Origin of the sequence: Vibrio sp. 10N.247.311.51, from assembly GCF_041467855.1 — a bacterium.
GTDB classification, from domain to species: Bacteria; Pseudomonadota; Gammaproteobacteria; order Enterobacterales; family Vibrionaceae; genus Vibrio; species Vibrio coralliirubri.
In genome coordinates this window covers 15,371-35,143 of the sequence record NZ_JBFSVK010000005.1, presented here as the reverse complement: position 1 = coordinate 35,143, position 19,773 = coordinate 15,371, and the positions used below count along the sequence as shown (strand labels likewise).

Sequence of the window (19,773 nt, the reverse complement as noted above, 5' to 3'; positions counted from 1 at the left end):
AGCCTGCTACCAAGTTCGACTAGAACTTGTAACCGCGGTGCAGCGCAACAATGCCGCCCGTTAGGTTGAAGTATTTAGTATTCTCGAAACCCGCTTCCTGCATCATGCCTTCCAAGGTTTCTTGGTTAGGGTGCATGCGGATAGATTCTGCAAGGTAACGATAGCTGTCTGCATCATTAGCAATCAGCTCACCCATTTTTGGCAACAGGTGGAAAGAGTAGGCATCGTAAACCTTTGAGAGCGGCTCAAGTACTGGCTTAGAAAACTCAAGAACCAACAAACGACCACCCGGCTTAAGCACGCGGTACATTGAACGTAGCGCTTGGTCTTTATCGGTGACATTACGCAGACAGAAGCTGATGGTAATGCAATCGAAGTAATTGTCTGGGAAAGGCAGCTCTTCAGCGTTTGCTTGAACGTAATGTACGTTGCCAACAATACCGCTATCACGCAGCTTATCACGGCCAACATTCAGCATTGAGTTGTTGATATCAGCAAGAACCACGTGGCCTTTTTCACCAACGATACGCGAGAACTTCGCAGTCAGGTCACCGGTACCGCCACCAAGGTCTAGGATACGTTGACCCGGGCGCACGCCACTGCAATCAATCGTGAATCGCTTCCACAAGCGGTGAACACCACCCGACATTAAGTCATTCATGATGTCGTATTTAGCGGCTACAGAGTGAAATACCTCTGCTACTTTCGCGACTTTTTCGTCTTTTGCGACTGTTTCGAAACCAAAGTGTGTGGTTTCTGACTCTACTGCTGAATTTGTCTGCACGCTTGTGTCCATAATGCTGTTATCTACCATGGTAAGTTCTCATCGACAGCGCTCTTTGTATTTAGAGGCGCTGCGGCCGATTAGTTTACTTTATCCTCAGCAGGTTGTCTTTCTACTAAGGAGGCATTTTCTGAAAAAGCCTCATTTTGCGCCATTTCAGCCAAACCAATCGAGATCGGTTTCTTCACTTCAACACCCAGTTGCTTGAAGCTTTCGGCCTGACGAATCACGTTGCCTCGCCCTGTGACTAGCTTATTCATCGCCCCTTGGTAGCTTTGGTTGGCTCTGTCTAATGAGCTACCAAGACCTTCCATATCATCAACAAACAGGCGCAGCTTGTCGTAAAGCTTGCTCGCACGTTCCGCGATAACTTGGGCGTTCTGGTTCTGTCTGTCGTTGCGCCACAGGTTATCAATGGTACGCAGTGCCACCAGCAAAGTGGTTGGGCTGACCAAGATGATGTTTTGCTCCATCGCATCTTTCACCAAGCTAGGATCAGCCTGAATCGCCACTTGGAATGCTGGCTCAACCGGGATAAACATCAACACGTAATCCAGACTCTGTATGCCTTTGAGCTGATGATAATCTTTCTGGCTCAAGCCTTTAATGTGCGCTCGCAGTGACACCAAATGATCACGCAATGCAGCATCGCGCTGCTGGTCGGTTTCGGCATTGAAGTAGCGTTCAAAGGCCACCAACGCCATTTTCGAATCGACCACCACTTGCTTGTCTTGTGGCAGATGCACAATCACATCCGGTTGATAACGCTTGCCCGCATCGTTTTGCAGGTTCACTTGCGTTTGGTATTCATGACCTTCGCGCAGCCCTGATTCAGCAAGCACGCGAGCCAGTACCACCTCGCCCCAGTTACCTTGTTGTTTGTTGTCACCCTTTAGCGCTTGAGTCAGGTTCACCGCTTCACGCGTCATACTCTCATTAAGACGCTGCAGGTTTTTAAGCTCATGCACCAAGGTGTGACGCTCTTTGGCCTCTTGGCTGAAGCTATCGTTCACTTGTTTCTTGAAGCCTTCCAACTGCTCTCTCAATGGAGACAACAAACCTTCTAAGCTTTGCTTGTTCTGCTGATCGACCTTGGCGGTTTTGGTTTCAAACAATTGGTTCGCTAACAATTCAAACTGCTGCTTAAGTCGTGATTCAGCTTGCTCTAGCAACTGCAGCTTTTCACTGTTCGCTAAGTTTTCTTGGTCATGCCTTGCTTCTTGCTCGCGCAACTCGGCTTCTAATTCAGACTTATGATCTTTAAGCACATTGATCTCATCAGCGTACTGCTGGCGCTCTTGCTTGACCGCCTCAAAGTAACGCAGCTTTTCCATCGCAGCCATCACCTTACCGTGCGCCTGCTTGAGCTCGAATGCCGCTTTGTCTCGATCATCATCTAACTCATTGAGTTCTTGTTGCGCCTCTGCGAGTGATGCTTTGAGCTGAGCTTGCTGAGATTCATGCAACAAACGATCGGACTCTAGCTGCTGCTCGAGCAATCGCTGCTGAAAAGAGAGCTTCTGTTTAATCCACCAACCCACCACACCGCCGCTGACGAGCGCGCCAAAAATTGCAGCAATAAGCGTTGCCTGATGTTCGATAATCCATTGCATGATAATGATTTAGCCTAATTGGAAATAACTCATTAAATGGTATTTTGATACTGGATAAATGTCCAGTTTGCCGTATTAAAATTCGACAGATAGACTAGGCGCTCCGTATTCTGTCCCATCAAATTAGAATGAGTTGCCATGAACGAACGTCGTGCCTTGGGCTTTGGCCTTTCCGCAGTACTGCTGTGGTCAACGGTCGCTACTGCTTTTAAGCTGACCCTTGCTGAGTTTTCACCTATTCAAATGCTGACCATCGCTAGCATTGTGTCGTCGATTGCGCTGATCGCAGTCTGCGCTTTTCAAGGCAAGCTTTCTCAGCTGAGTACAACGTTCCTTTCAAACCCTTGGTATTATCTACTGCTCGGCTTGGTTAACCCATTGGCCTATTACCTGATTCTATTCAAAGCCTACGACCTGCTGCCCGCTTCTCAAGCTCAAGCCATCAACTACAGCTGGGCTATCACACTAACCTTAATGGCGGCGGTTTTTCTGGGGCAAAAGATTCGCAAGCAAGATTGGATTGCGTGTACCTTCAGCTATGCGGGTGTGGTAGTTATTGCCACCAAAGGCGATGTCCTAGGCATGCAGTTCGATAGCCCACTTGGTGTGGCACTGGCGCTGCTTTCTACTCTACTTTGGGCGGGATATTGGATTCTTAACACCAAAAACAAGGCTGACCCAGTGGTTGGCGTACTGCTTGGTTTCTTAGTGGCATTGCCATTCGCGATCGGTTTAACCCTTTACGAAGGTGAAAGCTTTAGCCAAATCACAGCGAAGGGTTGGATGGCGGTGACTTACGTTGGCCTGTTCGAGATGGGCATTACCTTTGTATTGTGGCTATCAGCACTCAAGCTAACCAACAATACGGCGCGTATCAGCAACCTAATTTTTGCCTCGCCATTTATCTCACTGATGTTACTTTCAACCATCATTGGCGAAGAGATTCACCCTGCGACACTGTTTGGTTTAGTGCTGATTATTGCTGGTTTGGTGATTCAACAGATCAAGTTTTCAAAAAACAAAGCTGCGTAAATAAGAGCTAAAAGATTCGATTGAGCACGAAAAGCTATCTATAAAGCCGAATCTAGAGCTAGAACACAATGTTAGATACAAAAATGGCGAGTCGTATGACTCGCCATTTTTATATAATTTAAAATCTAGTGAGTAAGCTAAAAGCTTATACCCACTGGCCTGCTGCAAAGCCAGAACTCCAACACCATTGGAAGTTATAGCCACCAAGCCAGCCCGTTACGTCCATTACTTCACCGATGAAGTAGAGGCCAGAGACACTCTTACATTCCATGGTTTTTGAAGACAGGTGATTAGTGTCCACACCGCCTAGAGTCACTTCGGCCGTTCGGTAACCTTCGGTGCCATTTGGCGCGATTTTCCAGTTTTCTAGGTGATCTACGATGTCGTTCAGCTGTTTTTCATTGAACTGCTTGAGCGGCTTGTCTTCCAGCTCTTTACGATCAATCAACACTTCCACAAAACGCTTTGGCAGTGCTTTCGCCAAGGTGTTTTTCAGGCTCTGATTTGGGTGCTTCTCGCGAGAGTTAGCCAGCAGTTCAGCTACATCGACTTCAGGTACTAGATTAATCGAAACCGACTGACCCGCTTTCCAGAAAGAAGAAATTTGCAGCACTGAAGGACCCGATAGGCCACGGTGAGTAAACAGCAACGCTTCTTTAAACAAGGTTCCGTCTTGCGCCGTGATCTCGGCAGGAATTGCGATACCAGAAAGCTCTGCGAAAGCTTCTTTATCTTCTTTATGCAGAGTGAATGGCACTAAGCCTGCGGTAGTTGGCATAACAGACAAACCAAATTGCTCCGCAATCTTGTAGCCAAATGGCGTTGCGCCCAGCTTAGGCATCGACAAACCACCTGTCGCGACAACCAATGAGTCACACTCAACTTCGTCAGTGTTGAGGTGCATCTTGAAGCCAGAATCAGTCTTTTCGATAGAGTGAACATCACAACGGTAGCGTTGTTCGACTTTCGCCTGCTTACACTCGTCAAGCAACATACTCACGATGTCTTTTGCGGTATGGTCATTCACACAGAACAACTGGCCGTGATCACGCTCTTCGAACTCAATACCGTACTTGCTCACCATCGAGATAAAATCCCAGTTGGTGTATTGAGATAAAGCTGACTTCACGAAGTGAGGGTTGTTACACAGGAAGTTGTTGGCTGAAACATCATAGTTAGTGAAGTTACAACGGCCGCCACCTGAGATTAAAATTTTTCTGCCTGGTTTCTTTGCATGATCAACCACCAGCACTCGTCGGCCGCGTTTACCAGCTTCCGCAGCACACATTAAGCCTGCGGCGCCCGCACCAATTACGATTACATCAAATTTTTCACTCATGTGGTTCTGCTTTTCTTAACTTTTGCAGCCCGAGTACACCCTGTTCTCGAAATGCCATCAATAAAAAAGGATGTGCATAAACAGCACATCCTTACTAATTGCTCGCTATTTTAGCGGCAATTTTAAACTTTGCAATTGATGTTCAATTGTACAGTTTGCAGACAGCAGCAAAACCACTACTTGGCTTAGCGAACCAACAACCAAGCTTCACACCAAAACCTAAGCTCTACTTCACACGTACTAAAAAACTTAGACGATAAAAGAAGACAGCAAGGTTACACCTAGCAGAGCAGAAGAGAGTATGAATAACTGTCTTACGCGATCGCACTTCGAAGTAAAAACTTCGTCATGATGATGGTGATACTCTTTGCTTTTGATGTAACTGAACAGGCGAACCTGTTTGGTCATATTGCCATGAGTTGTGAAAAAACCGCCTCCGTCTACTTGTTGATAAAGTAGAGGATGCGCTTCTCGCATAATATAAATGAGCGTTCTTAGCGCAGTAAAATAACGCGCCCAGTTCACGCAAGTCACAACCATTAGTGCAAATAGAATAGTGTCGCCGCTGATCATCCTTTCCTCCCTACATCTTCATAAGAAAACTCAAAAGAAAAAGATAATCAGTGTCTTTCTCGTACTACCTAAACGGCAGGAGCTTCCATAATTGAAGATGAACCATCTTTTGCCAATTGCGCTAGGTCTTTATCAATAAAGAACAGTGCTTTACCGTCTTCACCAACAAGTTCTAGCTTATCCAATACACCTTTAAACAACTTCTCTTCTTCATGTTGCTCTGCAACGTACCATTGCAGGAAGTTAAAGGTTGAGTAGTCTTGTGTGCTGAAAGCAACGTGAGCCAGTTTGTTGATCTTTTCAGTAATCATCTGCTCATGTTCATAAGTTTCACGGAACACTGCGCCAAGGCTTTCGAATTCGTGTTTTGGTGCTTCAATCGCACCCAGAATTGGCATTGCACCTGTTTCGCTTACGTAAGTGAAAAGACGCTGCATATGTTCCATTTCTTCTACTGCATGAACACGCAGAAACTCTGCTGCACCTTCAAATCCTTTGTCTTCACACCAAGCACTCATTTGTAAGTATAGATTGGATGAGAAAAATTCTAGGTTAATTTGATCATTCAGTTGCTCAACCATAGTTTTTGACAGCATTTAAGACTCCTAATTACATCCTCAATTTTCTCTACTATATCACTATTTAATGAATATCTCGCAGGCCATTAGTTAACCAATATTTCGAGCTGTCATTACGCAAGACAGTGGATATGAGATCACTTCAGCAAAAAAAGCCATCGCATAGTGCTAATCTTTAAACAGACAATGAATAAAGGAGGTAGCGATATGAGTTACAAACATATTTTGGTCGCAGTCGATTTATCAGAAGACAGCAAATTAATTGTGGATAAAGCGGTAGCATTGGCAAAGCCATTGGAAGCCAAAGTCTCTTTTATCCATATCGATATTAACTACGCGGAGCTCTACACTGGCCTGATTGATATCAACATGGCCGAGACCCAGCACAACGCGATGGAAGCATCTCGTATTCAGCTGCAAAATTTTGCGGAGCACGCACAATACCCGATCACCCATACCTTAGTAGGCAGTGGTGATTTGAGTCATGAGCTGTGTGACACTATCAACGAGTTCAATGTTGATCTCGTGGTTTGCGGTCACCATCAAGACTTTTGGAGCAAGCTGCTCTCTTCAACACGCCAACTGATCAACGCCTCTCCGGTTGATATGCTGGTCGTGCCTCTAAGAGATTCAGAAGACTAATGATTTAAGGTTAGGTAACATACAGCTCATATCTTATTAACGAAGTTTTACTATGAGCTATTTAGCTGGTGTTACCCTCCTATGGGCCTTCTCCTTTAGCCTGATCGGCGTTTACCTTGCGGGTCAGGTTGATTCTTGGTTCTCTGTTTTAATGCGTGTTGCCCTTGCTGGTGTCGTATTTCTTCCTTTCCTAAAGTTTCGCGGCGTATCGCGTAAGCTGATCGCTAAATTGATGGCAATTGGTGGTATCCAGCTTGGCCTGATGTACTGCTTCTACTATCAATCTTTCTTACTGCTATCCGTTCCTGAAGTTCTTTTGTTTACCGTTTTCACGCCAATTTACGTCACGCTAATTTATGACTTTCTCAAAGGGCAATTCTCTCCGTGGTACCTAGTGACGGCGGCAATTGCGGTATTTGGCGCGGTATTCATTAAATTCGCAGGCATCAACGAAAACTTTTTAGTTGGCTTCCTCGTCGTGCAGGGCGCGAACCTGTGCTTTGCTATCGGTCAGGTGGGCTACAAGGTGGTGATGGAGAAGGAATCGACCGAGTTACCTCAGCGAACCGTATTTGGTTACTTCTACTTAGGAGCGTTATGTGTCGCGTCAGTGGCTTTCATGCTACTAGGCAACCCAGAGAAACTGCCCACCACCACACTTCAATGGGGAATCCTGATCTACCTTGGCTTGATTGCTTCGGGGCTGGGTTACTTTATGTGGAATAAAGGCGCGTGCATGGTGAATGCTGGCGCGCTGGCAGTGATGAACAATGCCTTGGTTCCTGCGGGCTTAGTGGTGAATATCCTGATTTGGAACAGAGATGTCGATTTGGTTCGCTTGTCTATTGGTGGCGCCGTTATCTTATTCTCTTTATTCGTCAATGAGACGTGGGTAAAGAAGCGCGTAGCAAGATCGGCAAGCAATGCCTAACTGATTGAAACGAGCTGCATGAGTTAGCTCAGATAACCCAAAAAGCAAAAGAGCGACCTTAGGTCGCTCTTTTAAAATCATCGCTGTAGCAATAAACCATTCAAATCAACTTCAGTGGATGTGACTGTGGCTCACTACCTGAGTCTTGGTTTCAGTGAAGGCAACATCATCAAGTTGTAGGTTGATGCGTTCAAGGTCACTTTCCAGTTTCTGGCTTTTCTTAAACAGCTTTTGCTGCTTCTTAATCATCTTCGCGAGCTTTTTGTTGTACTTCTCTTGTTTCTTAGCCGCTTTCTTCGCTTGTTTGAGTTCAGCTTTCTCATCACCGCTCGCCTTCGCCATCAGTTTTTTCAGCTTGGCTTTTTTCTGTGCGGCTTCTTTTTTGGCAAGCTCAGGGGCAATATCAGCGGCGGCAGGATCGAACATTTGTACGCTCGGTTCAATTGTCTCGTTGATTTCCGCAAGCGATAGTTCTGGTGCAGGTAATGTTTCCGCTAGCAGGCCGCATGCGACTTTCTCTTCAACGGGTTTGTTTTGACAACCAAGAGGTGGAATTGCGGTTGGTTTGCATAGATTCGCTTGATCCGCCGAAGAACGCGCGCAAGAACGACACACGAACTTAGGTTCAGTCACCAAGCTGTGGATCTCGCCCAAGTGTTCAGTGATATCTCGACGGTTTAACTTACAAAAGCGTTTAGCCATGCTACAACTCCAGCTAAGAATAATAATGATTCTTAGTTAGATATACATCCGTAACGCGACTATCGCAAGTGTTAAATGGCAATTTATCGTATTTATGACGGGAAATTTTCTTAGCGTGTTGCTAAGTCATTGATGCTTTCACATAGACGTCAAAACGGTTCTTTTTGGTTTCGATCGCCATGCTCGGTTTTTGCTCGTCTAACCAAGCAGCGTAATCCGGTCTTTTAACCACAACTCGCTTCGATGCCAATTTCATCGCCGGCTCAAATAGACCATCAGCATCCAGATCGGCACCCACCAAAGATTGGAATACGCGCATCTCTTTTTTGACCAAAGCCGATTTCTTTTTGTTCTCAGGGTGTGGGTACATTGGGTCAAGGTACACCACATCAGGTTGTTCGAAATCAGGATCGTTGCTGAGCTTATCCAATGCATCGTGACTGGATGCGTGAATCAGCTTCATACGCTCACTTACCCAACCACCAATGTCTGGGTCTTGTTGCGCTCGCTGCAAGCCATCATCAAGCAGTGCAGCCACAACTGGGTGACGCTCGACCATTTGCACCTTACAACCTAGAGAAGCCAACACAAACGCATCGCGCCCTAAGCCTGCAGTACCATCAAGAATAGTTGGCGTTGCGCCTTTGTTTAAACCAGCTGCTTTGGCAATCGCCTGACCTTTACCACCACCAAACTTACGTCGGTGACCGACAGCGCCTCCCACTAAATCAACAAAGATAGCGCCAAGCTTAGGCTCATCGACTTTACGTAGCTCAAGTCGCTCACTAGTCAGTACCAAAGCAAAATCACTGCTTTCATCATGAGATAGGTTCCAGCGGGTCGCTAAGTCATTCAAATGATCGATTTGGGTAGCATCTTCGCAAATCAGTTGTAGTTGCAAGGTCGTCTCCAACAGACAGTAGTATTCAAAACAAAAGAGGCAACCAGTTTACCTGATTGCCTCAACAATACATATTAGCGGTGAAAAGTATTCCCAGCTAAAGTCGGCTTACCTAAACCAATGGCTCTGTCTCTCGTTCTTGTCTTAACTCTTCAACGAGCTCTGCGAGTGGTTTAGGTCGGCCTATGATGTAGCCCTGCGCGTAGTTCACACCCAACTCAATCAGCTTGTCGATGATCTGGGTATTTTCAACGAACTCAGCCACGGTGTGCTTGCCCATCTGCTTGGCGAGATCATTGATCGAGCGAACCATCACATGGTCCATCTCATTCACATCAATATCACGTACAAACAGGCCGTCGATCTTCACAATATCGACGGGCAATTTTTTCAGATAACCAAATGACGATAGCCCTGAGCCAAAATCATCCAATGCAATCATGCAGCCAAGCTCTTTAATACGAGTGAAGAACTTGATCGCCTGCTTCATGTTACTCATCGCAGCCGTTTCGGTGATCTCTAAACAAATCTTATGACACGGTATCGATGAATCGCTCAGGCTATCTATCAAGAACTCGACAAACTCACGGTTACCCATCGAGTGACCGGAAAGGTTGATTGAACACATCCCGAGTTCCTCAATAACCTCAGGGCGTTGCTCCAACCAACCCAAGGTTTGACTGACGACTTGGCGGTCAATCAAATGCGCGATGTTATAACGCTCTGAGGCTGGCATGAAGATCCCCGGAGAGATGTATTCCCCTTGGATGTTCTTGATGCGCACCAAGATTTCAAAGTGCATTTTATCGCTGTCTTCATCTAGGCCAAGAATACGCTGGGCAAACAGCTCTAAGCGATCGTTAGCCAAGGCCTCATGCACGAGGTTGACGCACTCCATCTCTAGATGACGACGACGCAGGTCTTCATCATCTTGATGGTAAAGATGATAGCGATTGCGACCTTCTTCTTTAGCGGCATGACAAGCTGCATCCGCCTGAGCGTGCACCATCTGTGGTGAAGCTGCTGTATGGTCAATCAATCGAATACCGATAGAGCACGTCAGGTTGAGTCGAATATCATCCCACAAGAATGGATTCTCACTCATCATCGAGATAATACTGCGACACACATTCACCGCGTCTCGCTCAGTACAGTCTTTCATTAATACTGCAAACTCGTCACCACCCATTCGCGCTAATACTGCATTGTACGGCAGCACGTCTTCTAGCAACTTGGCGCTAAACAAGATCGCAGCATCACCCGCTTCATGTCCTGCGGTGTCGTTCAAGACCTTTAACTGATCCAAATCTAGGAACAACATCGCGTGAGTTCGCATGTGGCTCTCAACCTCTTTAAGCGCTTTTTGCAGCTCTTGCTCAAAGTGGTTGCGGTTAAAGGTGTCTGTCAGCAGATCATAGCGAGCCTGATACTCTAGCTTTTCAGAGAGCTCGTGTGTCTCGGTGATGTCTTCACCCACAATCAACAGCTGATCAGACTCGACCAACGGGCGGATATTTTCACGAATCCAGATCTTGCTGCCGTCGGCATGACGATATTCGATATCACGACGCCACACACCACGAATCTTATGCTGTGGTTGCAGCAAGATGTGGCGAGGAATCATCGCGTTTTCATCAACATAGAACTCTCTAGGGCGATGGCCCAACAACTGATCTAACGGGTAACCCAAAAGCTCTTCGGCAAACTGGTTCACTTGTTGAATGCGATTATTGCCATCAAGCGTAATCATCATCACCGGCTGTTTGTCGTAATACAACTTCAAGTTTGCTTCACGTTGGAACAGCTTATTCTCAGCAAGCTTACGTGAGGTCACGTCGCGCGCCTCAAAGAGAAACTGAATGTCTTCTTCTTCACTGCCCGGCATCGGCTTCAATGAAATATCCAACACCATCGCTCCGCGATCTCGACACCACACCTCGGCTTCAAATCGTAACGCTGGGTGCTCACTTTTTGTGATGAAATAGTCGGCTAGCACTTCTCGCGCAGAACTTTCCCAATGTTGGTGTTGTTGCAGAGGCGTTCCCAGTTTATAGCCTTGGTTATAAAGCAGCTCATGCAGCTTGCTGTTACTCGACAGCAGCACGCCACCCTTATCAATGATGCCCATGAACTGCAAGCTTTGGTCGAATATCGACTCAAGCAGCAGCTGACTTTTTCGGCTTGCACGTTCACTTTTTTTAAGGCGATTAAGGTAATACACCAAGGTCGCGATGACACACGACATCACCAAAAACAGCAAACCTATGGTGCGAATTTCATCGCGGTAGCGCACTAGAAATGACTTCGGCTTATTGAGGAAGGTCACCGAGGCTTCATTCTCTGCGCCCAGATCCCAACGTGAGATTTGTTGGTAATCGAGTTTGATTTCTGGCGCGCCAGCAACCACCAATGGCAATGGTGCCTTAGGGTTTTTCAGCACACTCAACAATACGCGTCCTGTATCTCGACCTTGCGTTTCACCACTTTGAATCACACCACCAATCGCACCAAAACCTAGCCCGAGATCGTGCACCATGTACAGTGGCATTTGGGTCTTGATGTTCAATTGTCGCCAATCTTCATCGCTACTCACCCTACCTTGTGCATCGCGGTAGTACGCCCAAAACAACAAGCTCTTGCCTAGGTCAGCACGTTGAGAAAAGGCCATTAACTCTTGGTAGGAATCAGGCACATAGTGCTCAACGAGGTCAGAAAAATCGGGATGGGTTTTGATGAACAGATCGATTTGAGAACGAATGGCCTCACCCGTGACTGAATGGTCGGTAACAATGTAGATCTTCTTTACAGTCGCTTGAAGGCGCTTGATCAGCTCTATGTTGCCAACCAAATCTATGTCTTCGGTAATGCCGGTCGCATTTAAGCCTTCAATCATTTGAGGGGAGAAATTGTTGATGCCGCCAAAGATGACTGGCGTACCTTTGAGATCGGGCGCGAGACGCTTCATTAGATTCAGTGCGTTATTATCACTCACCACAACTGCAGCGAATTCTTCATGCATCAACTTGGTGTGATAAAGCTGGTAGACACGCTCAAGGTATTCAGGGTTTTGAGTACGTTTGCTATCAAGATAAACGACACGATACGACAGCCCATCACGATCGAGCTCATCAGATAGTCCTTTATGGAAATCATCTGTCCAGAAAAAGCCTTGATGATAAGAGTGAATAACCAACACATCTTTTGCCTGAGCTGAAGCAAAAACACTCCAACACATCACAATAAAAAATAACGAAAATCGCACTGAATTCACCCTAACCCTATAGTTACTGCTAATATTATCACCCTTGGCTATGATGTGTACTCAAGCCGGTATGTTTTTCATTCAACCTAAGGATTATGCATGTCCACAACCACAGCTCGTCTAGATGATCTAGACCGTGCCATTCTCAAAACCTTGATGGAAGATGCACGTACTCCTTATGCTGAAATGGCAAAGCAGTTCGATGTCAGCCCTGCAACGATTCACGTTCGCATCGAAAAGATGAGATCGGCAGACATTATTGAGCGAACGGAAGTTGTGGTAAACACCAAAAAGCTGGGTTACGACGTGTGTTGCTTTATTGGCATCAACCTTAATGCTGCCAAAGATTACCACTCGGCGATCGCTAAGCTGAATGCCTTAGACGAAGTGGTTGAGGCGTACTACACCACTGGAGCTTACAATATCTTTGTAAAGCTGATGTGTAAGTCGATAGAAGAGCTGCAGTTTGTATTGATCGATAAGCTGCAAGCGATCGATGAAGTTCAGTCGACAGAGACACTGATTTCATTGCAGAACCCTATCAACCGCAATGTGAATCCATAACATTGATTCGCCTTGCTTGGCATTAAGCACAGACAAAAAAAGAGCCTCTAACTAGAGGCTCTTTTCGCAATTATCTCGCAATAAACTAGATAGTTACCGTGATTATGCGTTGATTCCCGCGTGACGCAGCATTGCGTCGATTTGTGGCTCACGACCACGGAAGCGTTTGAACAGCTCCATTGGCTCTTCACTGCCACCCATTTCAAGGATGTTATTCAAGAAACGATTACCGGTTTCAGTATTGAAGATACCTTCCTCTTCAAATGCTGAGAACGCATCTGCCGATAGCACTTCTGCCCACAGGTAGCTGTAGTAACCGGCACTGTAGCCACCAGCAAAGATGTGACCAAAGCTGTGTGAGAAACGGTTCCAATCTAGGCTTGGCAGTACCGATACCTTAGACTTAACATCCGCTAGCGTTTCTAGTACGCGCGCACCCACTTCAGGGTCGTACTCTGTGTGTAGCGTGAAATCGAACAAACCAAGCTCTAGCTGACGCAGGATAAACATCGCAGATTGGAAGTTCTTCGCCGCTAGCATCTTCTCTAGCATCTCTTTTGGTAGCGCTTCACCCGTTTCGAAGTGACCAGAGATGAACGACAGCGCTTCTTCTTCCCAACACCAGTTTTCTAGGAACTGACTTGGCAATTCAACCGCATCCCAAGGCACACCATTGATACCCGCAACTGCGCCTGCTTCTACTTGCGTCAGCATGTGGTGGATACCGTGACCGAATTCGTGGAATAAGGTCACCACTTCATCGTGAGTAAATAGCGCAGGCTTATCACCAACTGGCTTATTGAAGTTACACGTTAGGTAAGCAACCGGCGTTTGCAGCTCACCAGATTCAGTAATGCGACGACCACGACAGTCATCCATCCAAGCGCCACCACGTTTGTGTTCACGTGCGTATAGATCTAGGTAGAAGCTACCACGCAGTGTTCCATTCGCATCAAAGATATCAAAGAAACGCACTGACTCATGCCAAGTGTCTACGCCTTGACGCTCTGTTACCGACATACCAAACACGCGGTTCAGTACCTCAAACAGACCTGAAACCACATTAGATTCTGGGAAGTAAGGACGAAGCTCTTCATCAGAGATCTCGAACAGCTTCTGTTTTTGTTTCTCACTGTAGTAAGCGATGTCCCACAGGTTTAGCTCAGAGACACCAAACTCTTTCTCTGCAAACTGGCGTAGCTCTTCAACTTCGCGTTCACCTTGCGGTTTCGCTTTTACTGCTAGGTCGTTTAGGAAGCCAAGTACTTGATCTGGCGTTTCTGCCATTTTAGTCGAAAGAGATTTTTCGCTGTAAGTACTGAAACCAAGCATGCGCGCGATCTCGTGACGCAGTTTAAGTTGCTCAGTGATGATCTCAGTGTTGTCCCACTTACCTGCGTTTGGACCGCGATCTGAAGCGCGAGTTACGTACGCTTCATACAGCTCTTTACGTAGTTCTTGGTTATCACAGTAAGTCATCACAGGTAGGTATGATGGGATATCTAAAGTCAGTAAGTAACCTTGTTGCTCTTTAGACTCAGCCGCCGCTTGTGCTGCCGCCAGTGCTGATTCAGGCATACCTGCTAGCTCAGCTACGTCTGTGATCTGCTTGCTCCAACCCATGGTTGCATCAAGCACGTTATTTGAGAATTGAGAGCCTAGCTCAGACTGGCGCTTGCTGATCTCGCCGTAACGATGCTGTTCATCTGCAGGTAAGCCAATGCCCGACAGTTCGAAGTCGCGCAGTGCGTCAGTAATGGTTTTTTGTTGAGCTCGATTCAGTGCAGAGAATGCTTCACTCGCCTTGATCGCTTTATATGCTTCGAACAAGCCTTTGTGTTGGCCAACCCAAGTGCCGTATTCAGATAGCACAGGTAAGCAGCTCTCATACGCTTCACGCAGTTCGTCACTATTCACGACAGAGTTCATATGGCTTACAGGTGACCAAATGCGACCTAAACGATCATCCACTTCTTCAATTGGAGCAACTAGGTTGTCCCAGCTTGGTGAAGTATTACCTTCAAGTACTTGTTCTATCTTGTTGCGACACGCTTCAATCACTTGCTCAACTGCAGGCTTTACGTGCTCTGGCTTGATCTGTGAAAACGGAGGTAGGTCCGTGAAGGTTAATAGCGGATTAGACATATAAACATTCCTTTGGCTTTAGAGACTTTCGTCTTTTTTGTAATGAGGTCGTCTTACAGTCATCAGGCTAACGTTCGCCCTAAAAAATCACCTGCGAATAGTTATTAAATAGTGCCCAACAAGGCAAATTTCAATAGTAGAACCAATAACTAACTGCATATTGCTAACGACTGTTCCTGAATTGTTCGAGAATTTATGGTCCATTGAGGGTTATAATAGTCTGATTAACCCCACCTACACTAACCACACTCTAATTCGAGAGTGTTACGAGAGTTTAATTTGTTAAGTTATCGCCACAGCTTCCACGCAGGTAACCATGCCGACGTAGTAAAGCATATCGTACAGAGCCTTATTCTTAATTCTTTGAAACAGAAGGATAAGCCTTTTGTTTATCATGACACTCACTCTGGTGTAGGTCGTTACGACTTAACGCATGAATGGTCTGAAAAAACCGGTGAATACAAGCAAGGTATTGCTCGTGTGTGGGAGCAAAAAGGCCTCCCTGAAGACATTCAAAGCTACCTTGAGTCTATTTCCATTCTCAATAATGGCGAGAAACTGCGTTACTACCCGGGCTCTCCACGTGTTGCACGTGCCCACCTACGTGACCAAGACCGCATGGTTCTGACTGAGCTTCACCCAGCCGATCACCCTCTGCTTGAGCAAGAGTTCCACCGCGATCGTCAGGTATCTATTTACAAAGAAGATGGGTTTAAGCGCTTAAAGGGCAGCCTGCCACCAAAAGAACGTCGTGGTTTAGTGCTGATCGACCCGCCTTACGAGCTGGCAAAAGAGTACCGTGATGTCGTGACAGCAATCGCTCAAAGCCACAAGCGCTGGGCAACCGGTATCTACGCAATTTGGTACCCGGTAGTAAATCGCTGTGATATCGAAGATATGATCGAAGGTCTCGAAGGCTTAGGCATCAACAAGATTCTACAAATCGAACTTGGCGTATCACCAGACACCAACGAGCGTGGCATGACGGCATCAGGCATGATCGTGATTAACCCGCCTTGGAAGCTAGAAAGCCAAATGAAAGAGATTCTTCCATTCTTGAAGGAAGCAATTGCGCCGGCGACCGGTCACTTCAAAGTAGAGTGGATCGTACCCGAGTAATCTCGAACTTAACGTCATGCTCTGACGAATATTCAGCAGATTGTGACGTACACGAATAAATTTTAAACAGGGAGATTGAGTTCAACCGATCTGCCCTCAATATAATAATTAGACAATTTAAGAATCTATAGGACGTAGGTGTTCAGTGCGCTCACTGTACCCACAGCCTTCAATAAATGGAGAAAGTAATGGCGACTCATTTTGATTACATCTGTATCGGCGGCGGTTCAGGCGGCATCGCATCAGCAAACCGCGCAGCAATGCACGGTGCAAAGGTTGCACTTATCGAAGCTCAAGACCTTGGTGGTACTTGTGTCAACGTTGGTTGTGTTCCTAAAAAGGTAATGTGGCACGGCGCTCAGGTTGCTGAAGCTATCAACCTATACTCTGAAGATTACGGCTTCGACGTTGACGTAAAAGGCTTCAACTGGGGCAAATTAGTGGAAAACCGCCAAGCGTACATTGGCCGTATCCACCAATCTTACGATCGCGTTCTTGGTAACAACAAAGTAAACGTAATCAAAGGCTTTGCTAAGTTCGTTGACGAGAAGACTGTTGAAGTTAACGGTGAACACTACACAGCTGATCACATCCTGATCGCAGTAGGTGGTCGTCCAACCATTCCAAACATCCCAGGCGCAGAGCACGGTATCGACTCAAACGGTTTCTTCGACCTGATGGAGCAACCTAAACGTGTTGCTGTAATCGGCGCAGGCTACATCGCAGTAGAAATCGCAGGCGTACTAAGCGCACTTGGCACAGAAACACACCTGTTCTGTCGTAAAGAGTCACCACTACGTAGCTTCGACCCAATGATCATCGAGACATTGGTTGAAGTAATGGAAGCGGAAGGCCCAACACTGCATACACACTCTGTTCCAAAAGAAGTTGTGAAAGAAGCAGACGGCACACTGACTCTACACCTAGAGAACGGCAACACTCAAAACGTTGACCACCTAATCTGGGCTATCGGTCGCCACCCAGCAACTGACGCTATTAACCTAGCATCAACTGGCGTTGCAACTAACGACCGTGGCTACATCAAAGTAGACGAGTTCCAAGCAACCAACGTTCCTGGCATCTACTGTGTTGGCGACATCATGGAAGGCGGTATCGAGCTAACTCCTGTTGCTGTTAAAGCAGGTCGTCAGCTTTCTGAGCGTCTATTCAACGGTCAAACCAACGCAAAAATGGACTACAAGCTAGTGCCTACTGTTGTATTCAGCCACCCACCTATCGGCACAATTGGTCTAACGACTCAAGAAGCTGAAGAGCAATACGGCAAAGACAACATCAAGGTATACACGTCTGGCTTCACTGCTATGTACACAGCAGTAACTAAGCACCGTCAACCTTGTAAGATGAAGCTAGTATGTGCTGGCGAAGAAGAGACTGTCGTTGGCCTACACGGCATCGGTTTCACTGTTGATGAAATGATTCAAGGCTTCGGTGTTGCAATGAAGATGGGCGCAACCAAAGCAGACTTCGACTCTGTTGTGGCGATTCACCCAACGGGCAGCGAAGAGTTTGTTACGATGAGATAATCAACGTCTTAGTTAAGCTCTCTTTAGAAGCAGGCCTTGTGCCTGCTTTTTTTATGTCCGCTCTGAACCTTAGCTATGGATTCGACGTAACACAAATATCTACCTATCTAGAAGAAAAATGGAGTTTGTGATGAATCTACTAATTGAATCATTTGAAGGCGGGATCTACTTGGCTTACCAAGTTGTTGGCGAGCAAAAGCAGTTAATCAAAGACGACCACCAGCATCCTATGAAGTTTTTGAGTGTTAACCAAGCACGAGATCACTTTAGCGACCAAGGTGTAGCATCAGCAATGCTGGTTCATAACAGCGCCTACGACGAAATGTGTGGTGAACACTGTGGTAGTACACAACCTTTCGAGATTGATTTGAAGTGGAGTTAAATCAACCTCAAATCAATCGCGATAAAAATGGAAAGGCTTGCATCAATGCAAGCCTTTCTTATGGGAGTCACTTTCACTTTTAACCACTTAGATTAGCGCGATGTCCGTTTAAGTCTTCGTTTAATGTTCTGCTCTTTCACTACAAAGTCGAATAGCGGAGCGAACAGGTTGGCGAACAAGATAGCGAGCATAATGCCCTCTGGGTAGGCTGGATTAAGCACTCGAATACCGACCGTCATCACGCCGATCAAAATCCCATAGGCCCATTTACTCTGATTGGTAAACGCGGCAGATACTGGGTCTGTCGCCATGAAGAAGGTACCAAACGCAACACCACCTAACACAAAGTGCCAGTAGAACGGCATCGAAAACATCGAGTTAGTCTCTGATCCTATCCAGTTCATCAAGCTAGATGCCACAACGAGACCAACAATCACACCGGCGACAATACGCCAAGACGCTATCTTCATCACAATCAAAATCAACCCCGTCAGCATGATCAGCAGTGACGACACCTCACCCATCGAACCAGGAATATTACCAACAAAGGCATCCATCCAAGTGATCGCCTCGCCAGTCATGTTATTGATCAGTGAGGTGCTGCCGCCTTCATACCATTGACTCAGCGGTGTCGCGCCTGAATAGCCGTCAGCGGCAACCCACACTAGCCCACCCGACATGTTCGCTGGATACGCGAAATAAAGAAACGCGCGACCTGCAAGGGCTGGGTTCAAGAAGTTTCGCCCTGTACCACCGAACAGCTCTTTGGCGACAACGATACCAAAGGTGATACCTAACGCGGCTTGCCAAAGCGGGATGGTTGGCGGGAGGATGAGTGCAAACAGCACAGAGCTAACAAAAAAGCCTTCATTCACCTCATGTTTTCGTACAACGGCAAATAAAACCTCCCAGAAGCCACCTACCACAAACACCGTGGCATAAACGGGTAAAAAATAGAGTGCACCAAGCAACATCTGACTTGCCCAGCCACTTGCCATCAATGACTGCGCATCACCAAATGCCCACGACAGACGCCAGCTGCTTTCAATAACAGAGGCAAGTTCGTTAAGTTGATAGCTGGAGGTTAATGCGAGGACGCTTTGATGTCCGACGTTATACATCCCCCAGAACATTGCCGGGAAGGTCGCTAACCACACCAGAATCATGATGCGCTTTAGGTCAATGCTGTCACGAACATGGGTTATGCCGCGATTTACGTTTCCGGGTGTATAAAATATTGTCGCGAAAGCTTCATACACTGGGTAGAGCTTTTCGTACTTACCACCCGCTTCGAATTGAGGGGATACGCCCTCTAGCCACTTATTCAATTTCATATCTTTATAACCTCATTGATGTGAGTCAGAGGCAATACGAAACAAATAAGGTTAGAGAACAATTTGGCATAATCTACCTCTATAAAGCGAACCTTTAACCAACCATTCACCGTCAATATTTGAGAGAAAATCAAGAGCTAAACTTTGGAAAGAAGATCACATACCTGTACTTTTGATGCCGCCTCTCAAAAATGCGACTCTTTAGCTTATTTTTTTATATGTAATTGATAAAAACATCGAAAAAACATCTAAAAAACATCTAAAACTCTTATAGAATGCATGCACAATAAGAGACATAAAAAGATCAGTTGTGCAAAATAGAAGCAGT

At 46.3% G+C, this 19,773-nt stretch carries 17 protein-coding genes; 7 read left to right on the top strand and 10 right to left on the bottom strand.

Features of this window, described 5'->3' with window-relative positions; all coding sequences use genetic code 11:
- Positions 1-19: 19 nt before the first annotated feature.
- Both ubiE and rmuC read right to left on the bottom strand, forming a co-directional pair.
- Positions 20-799, bottom strand: a complete 780-nt coding sequence (gene ubiE / locus AB6E85_RS06335; RefSeq protein WP_026012235.1) for a bifunctional demethylmenaquinone methyltransferase/2-methoxy-6-polyprenyl-1,4-benzoquinol methylase UbiE — start codon at positions 797-799, stop codon at positions 20-22.
- Between the two features lie 65 nt (positions 800-864).
- Positions 865-2,397: a DNA recombination protein RmuC gene (rmuC, locus tag AB6E85_RS06330; RefSeq protein ID WP_372141907.1), complete on the bottom strand. Its 1,533-nt coding sequence runs from the start codon at positions 2,395-2,397 to the stop codon at positions 865-867.
- A 138-nt stretch (positions 2,398-2,535) separates the two neighbouring features.
- Between rmuC and AB6E85_RS06325 the strand changes: the two genes are divergently transcribed.
- Entirely contained in the window at positions 2,536-3,429 is an 894-nt protein-coding gene (locus AB6E85_RS06325) for a DMT family transporter (protein WP_048607574.1), read from the top strand.
- 145 nt (positions 3,430-3,574) lie between these two features.
- On the opposite strand, the gene AB6E85_RS06320 is transcribed toward AB6E85_RS06325, so the two are convergent.
- The 3 genes from AB6E85_RS06320 to ftnA all read right to left on the bottom strand — a co-directional run bounded on the left by AB6E85_RS06320 (position 3,575) and on the right by ftnA (position 5,937).
- The gene (locus AB6E85_RS06320) at positions 3,575-4,768 is read right to left on the bottom strand and encodes an NAD(P)/FAD-dependent oxidoreductase (RefSeq protein ID WP_372141905.1); all 1,194 of its coding nucleotides are present in this window, start codon (positions 4,766-4,768) and stop codon (positions 3,575-3,577) included.
- A gap of 249 nt (positions 4,769-5,017) precedes the next feature.
- Positions 5,018-5,341: a universal stress protein UspB gene (uspB, locus tag AB6E85_RS06315; protein WP_009848060.1), complete on the bottom strand. Its 324-nt coding sequence runs from the start codon at positions 5,339-5,341 to the stop codon at positions 5,018-5,020.
- A gap of 68 nt (positions 5,342-5,409) precedes the next feature.
- Positions 5,410-5,937, bottom strand: coding sequence for a non-heme ferritin (gene ftnA, locus AB6E85_RS06310; protein WP_017066029.1), 528 nt, complete (start codon positions 5,935-5,937; stop codon positions 5,410-5,412).
- A gap of 189 nt (positions 5,938-6,126) precedes the next feature.
- Between ftnA and uspA the strand changes: the two genes are divergently transcribed.
- Together uspA and AB6E85_RS06300 are read left to right on the top strand one after the other, a co-directional pair.
- Complete coding sequence (gene uspA, locus AB6E85_RS06305; protein ID WP_017060149.1) at positions 6,127-6,561, top strand: universal stress protein UspA; 435 nt, start codon at positions 6,127-6,129, stop codon at positions 6,559-6,561.
- Between the two features lie 52 nt (positions 6,562-6,613).
- Positions 6,614-7,492, top strand: a complete 879-nt coding sequence (locus AB6E85_RS06300) for a carboxylate/amino acid/amine transporter (RefSeq protein WP_372141904.1) — start codon at positions 6,614-6,616, stop codon at positions 7,490-7,492.
- 111 nt (positions 7,493-7,603) lie between these two features.
- Here the strand turns inward: AB6E85_RS06300 and AB6E85_RS06295 are convergent, their stop codons facing one another.
- The 3 genes from AB6E85_RS06295 to AB6E85_RS06285 form a co-directional block, all read right to left on the bottom strand.
- Complete coding sequence (locus AB6E85_RS06295) at positions 7,604-8,194, bottom strand: hypothetical protein (protein WP_059021876.1); 591 nt, start codon at positions 8,192-8,194, stop codon at positions 7,604-7,606.
- Between the two features lie 121 nt (positions 8,195-8,315).
- Positions 8,316-9,095 carry a class I SAM-dependent methyltransferase gene (locus tag AB6E85_RS06290; RefSeq protein ID WP_017060146.1) on the bottom strand — a complete coding sequence of 260 codons (780 nt, stop codon included), beginning with the start codon at positions 9,093-9,095 and terminating at the stop codon, positions 8,316-8,318.
- 112 nt (positions 9,096-9,207) lie between these two features.
- Positions 9,208-12,330, bottom strand: a complete 3,123-nt coding sequence (locus tag AB6E85_RS06285) for an EAL domain-containing protein (RefSeq protein WP_372142059.1) — start codon at positions 12,328-12,330, stop codon at positions 9,208-9,210.
- Between the two features lie 126 nt (positions 12,331-12,456).
- Here AB6E85_RS06285 and asnC point away from each other — a divergent pair, with 126 nt between their 5' ends.
- On the top strand, positions 12,457-12,921 hold the full coding sequence (gene asnC / locus AB6E85_RS06280; protein WP_008218581.1) for a transcriptional regulator AsnC: 465 nt from the start codon (positions 12,457-12,459) through the stop codon (positions 12,919-12,921).
- Between the two features lie 102 nt (positions 12,922-13,023).
- Here the strand turns inward: asnC and prlC are convergent, their stop codons facing one another.
- Positions 13,024-15,066 (bottom strand): oligopeptidase A, encoded by a 2,043-nt coding sequence (prlC, locus tag AB6E85_RS06275; protein WP_372141902.1) that lies wholly within the window; start codon positions 15,064-15,066, stop codon positions 13,024-13,026.
- 279 nt (positions 15,067-15,345) lie between these two features.
- Here prlC and AB6E85_RS06270 point away from each other — a divergent pair, with 279 nt between their 5' ends.
- The 3 genes from AB6E85_RS06270 to AB6E85_RS06260 all read left to right on the top strand — a co-directional run bounded on the left by AB6E85_RS06270 (position 15,346) and on the right by AB6E85_RS06260 (position 18,111).
- The gene (locus AB6E85_RS06270) at positions 15,346-16,185 is read left to right on the top strand and encodes a 23S rRNA (adenine(2030)-N(6))-methyltransferase RlmJ (RefSeq protein ID WP_061039861.1); all 840 of its coding nucleotides are present in this window, start codon (positions 15,346-15,348) and stop codon (positions 16,183-16,185) included.
- Between the two features lie 188 nt (positions 16,186-16,373).
- Positions 16,374-17,729, top strand: coding sequence for a glutathione-disulfide reductase (gorA, locus tag AB6E85_RS06265; protein WP_372141900.1), 1,356 nt, complete (start codon positions 16,374-16,376; stop codon positions 17,727-17,729).
- A 130-nt stretch (positions 17,730-17,859) separates the two neighbouring features.
- A complete protein-coding gene (locus AB6E85_RS06260) occupies positions 17,860-18,111 on the top strand; it encodes a DUF6482 family protein (RefSeq protein WP_372141899.1) in 252 nt (83 codons plus the stop codon).
- A gap of 92 nt (positions 18,112-18,203) precedes the next feature.
- Here AB6E85_RS06260 and AB6E85_RS06255 read toward each other — a convergent pair whose 3' ends face one another.
- Entirely contained in the window at positions 18,204-19,445 is a 1,242-nt protein-coding gene (locus AB6E85_RS06255; RefSeq protein ID WP_372141897.1) for an NADH:ubiquinone reductase (Na(+)-transporting) subunit B, read from the bottom strand.
- Positions 19,446-19,773 lie beyond the last annotated feature (328 nt).

What these genes read in the sequence shown, in the direction of transcription:
- asnC (WP_008218581.1), top strand. Translation starts at nt 12,457, where the DNA reads ATGTCCACAACCACAGCTCGTCTAGATGATCTAGACCGTGCCATTCTC.
- rmuC (WP_372141907.1), bottom strand. Translation starts at nt 2,397, where the DNA reads ATGCAATGGATTATCGAACATCAGGCAACGCTTATTGCTGCAATTTTT.
- AB6E85_RS06285 (WP_372142059.1), bottom strand. Translation starts at nt 12,330, where the DNA reads ATGTGTTGGAGTGTTTTTGCTTCAGCTCAGGCAAAAGATGTGTTGGTT.
- AB6E85_RS06260 (WP_372141899.1), top strand. Translation starts at nt 17,860, where the DNA reads ATGAATCTACTAATTGAATCATTTGAAGGCGGGATCTACTTGGCTTAC.
- prlC (WP_372141902.1), bottom strand. Translation starts at nt 15,066, where the DNA reads ATGTCTAATCCGCTATTAACCTTCACGGACCTACCTCCGTTTTCACAG.
- uspA (WP_017060149.1), top strand. Translation starts at nt 6,127, where the DNA reads ATGAGTTACAAACATATTTTGGTCGCAGTCGATTTATCAGAAGACAGC.
- AB6E85_RS06300 (WP_372141904.1), top strand. Translation starts at nt 6,614, where the DNA reads ATGAGCTATTTAGCTGGTGTTACCCTCCTATGGGCCTTCTCCTTTAGC.
- AB6E85_RS06295 (WP_059021876.1), bottom strand. Translation starts at nt 8,194, where the DNA reads ATGGCTAAACGCTTTTGTAAGTTAAACCGTCGAGATATCACTGAACAC.
- AB6E85_RS06255 (WP_372141897.1), bottom strand. Translation starts at nt 19,445, where the DNA reads ATGAAATTGAATAAGTGGCTAGAGGGCGTATCCCCTCAATTCGAAGCG.
- AB6E85_RS06320 (WP_372141905.1), bottom strand. Translation starts at nt 4,768, where the DNA reads ATGAGTGAAAAATTTGATGTAATCGTAATTGGTGCGGGCGCCGCAGGC.
- ftnA (WP_017066029.1), bottom strand. Translation starts at nt 5,937, where the DNA reads ATGCTGTCAAAAACTATGGTTGAGCAACTGAATGATCAAATTAACCTA.
- gorA (WP_372141900.1), top strand. Translation starts at nt 16,374, where the DNA reads ATGGCGACTCATTTTGATTACATCTGTATCGGCGGCGGTTCAGGCGGC.
- uspB (WP_009848060.1), bottom strand. Translation starts at nt 5,341, where the DNA reads ATGATCAGCGGCGACACTATTCTATTTGCACTAATGGTTGTGACTTGC.
- AB6E85_RS06325 (WP_048607574.1), top strand. Translation starts at nt 2,536, where the DNA reads ATGAACGAACGTCGTGCCTTGGGCTTTGGCCTTTCCGCAGTACTGCTG.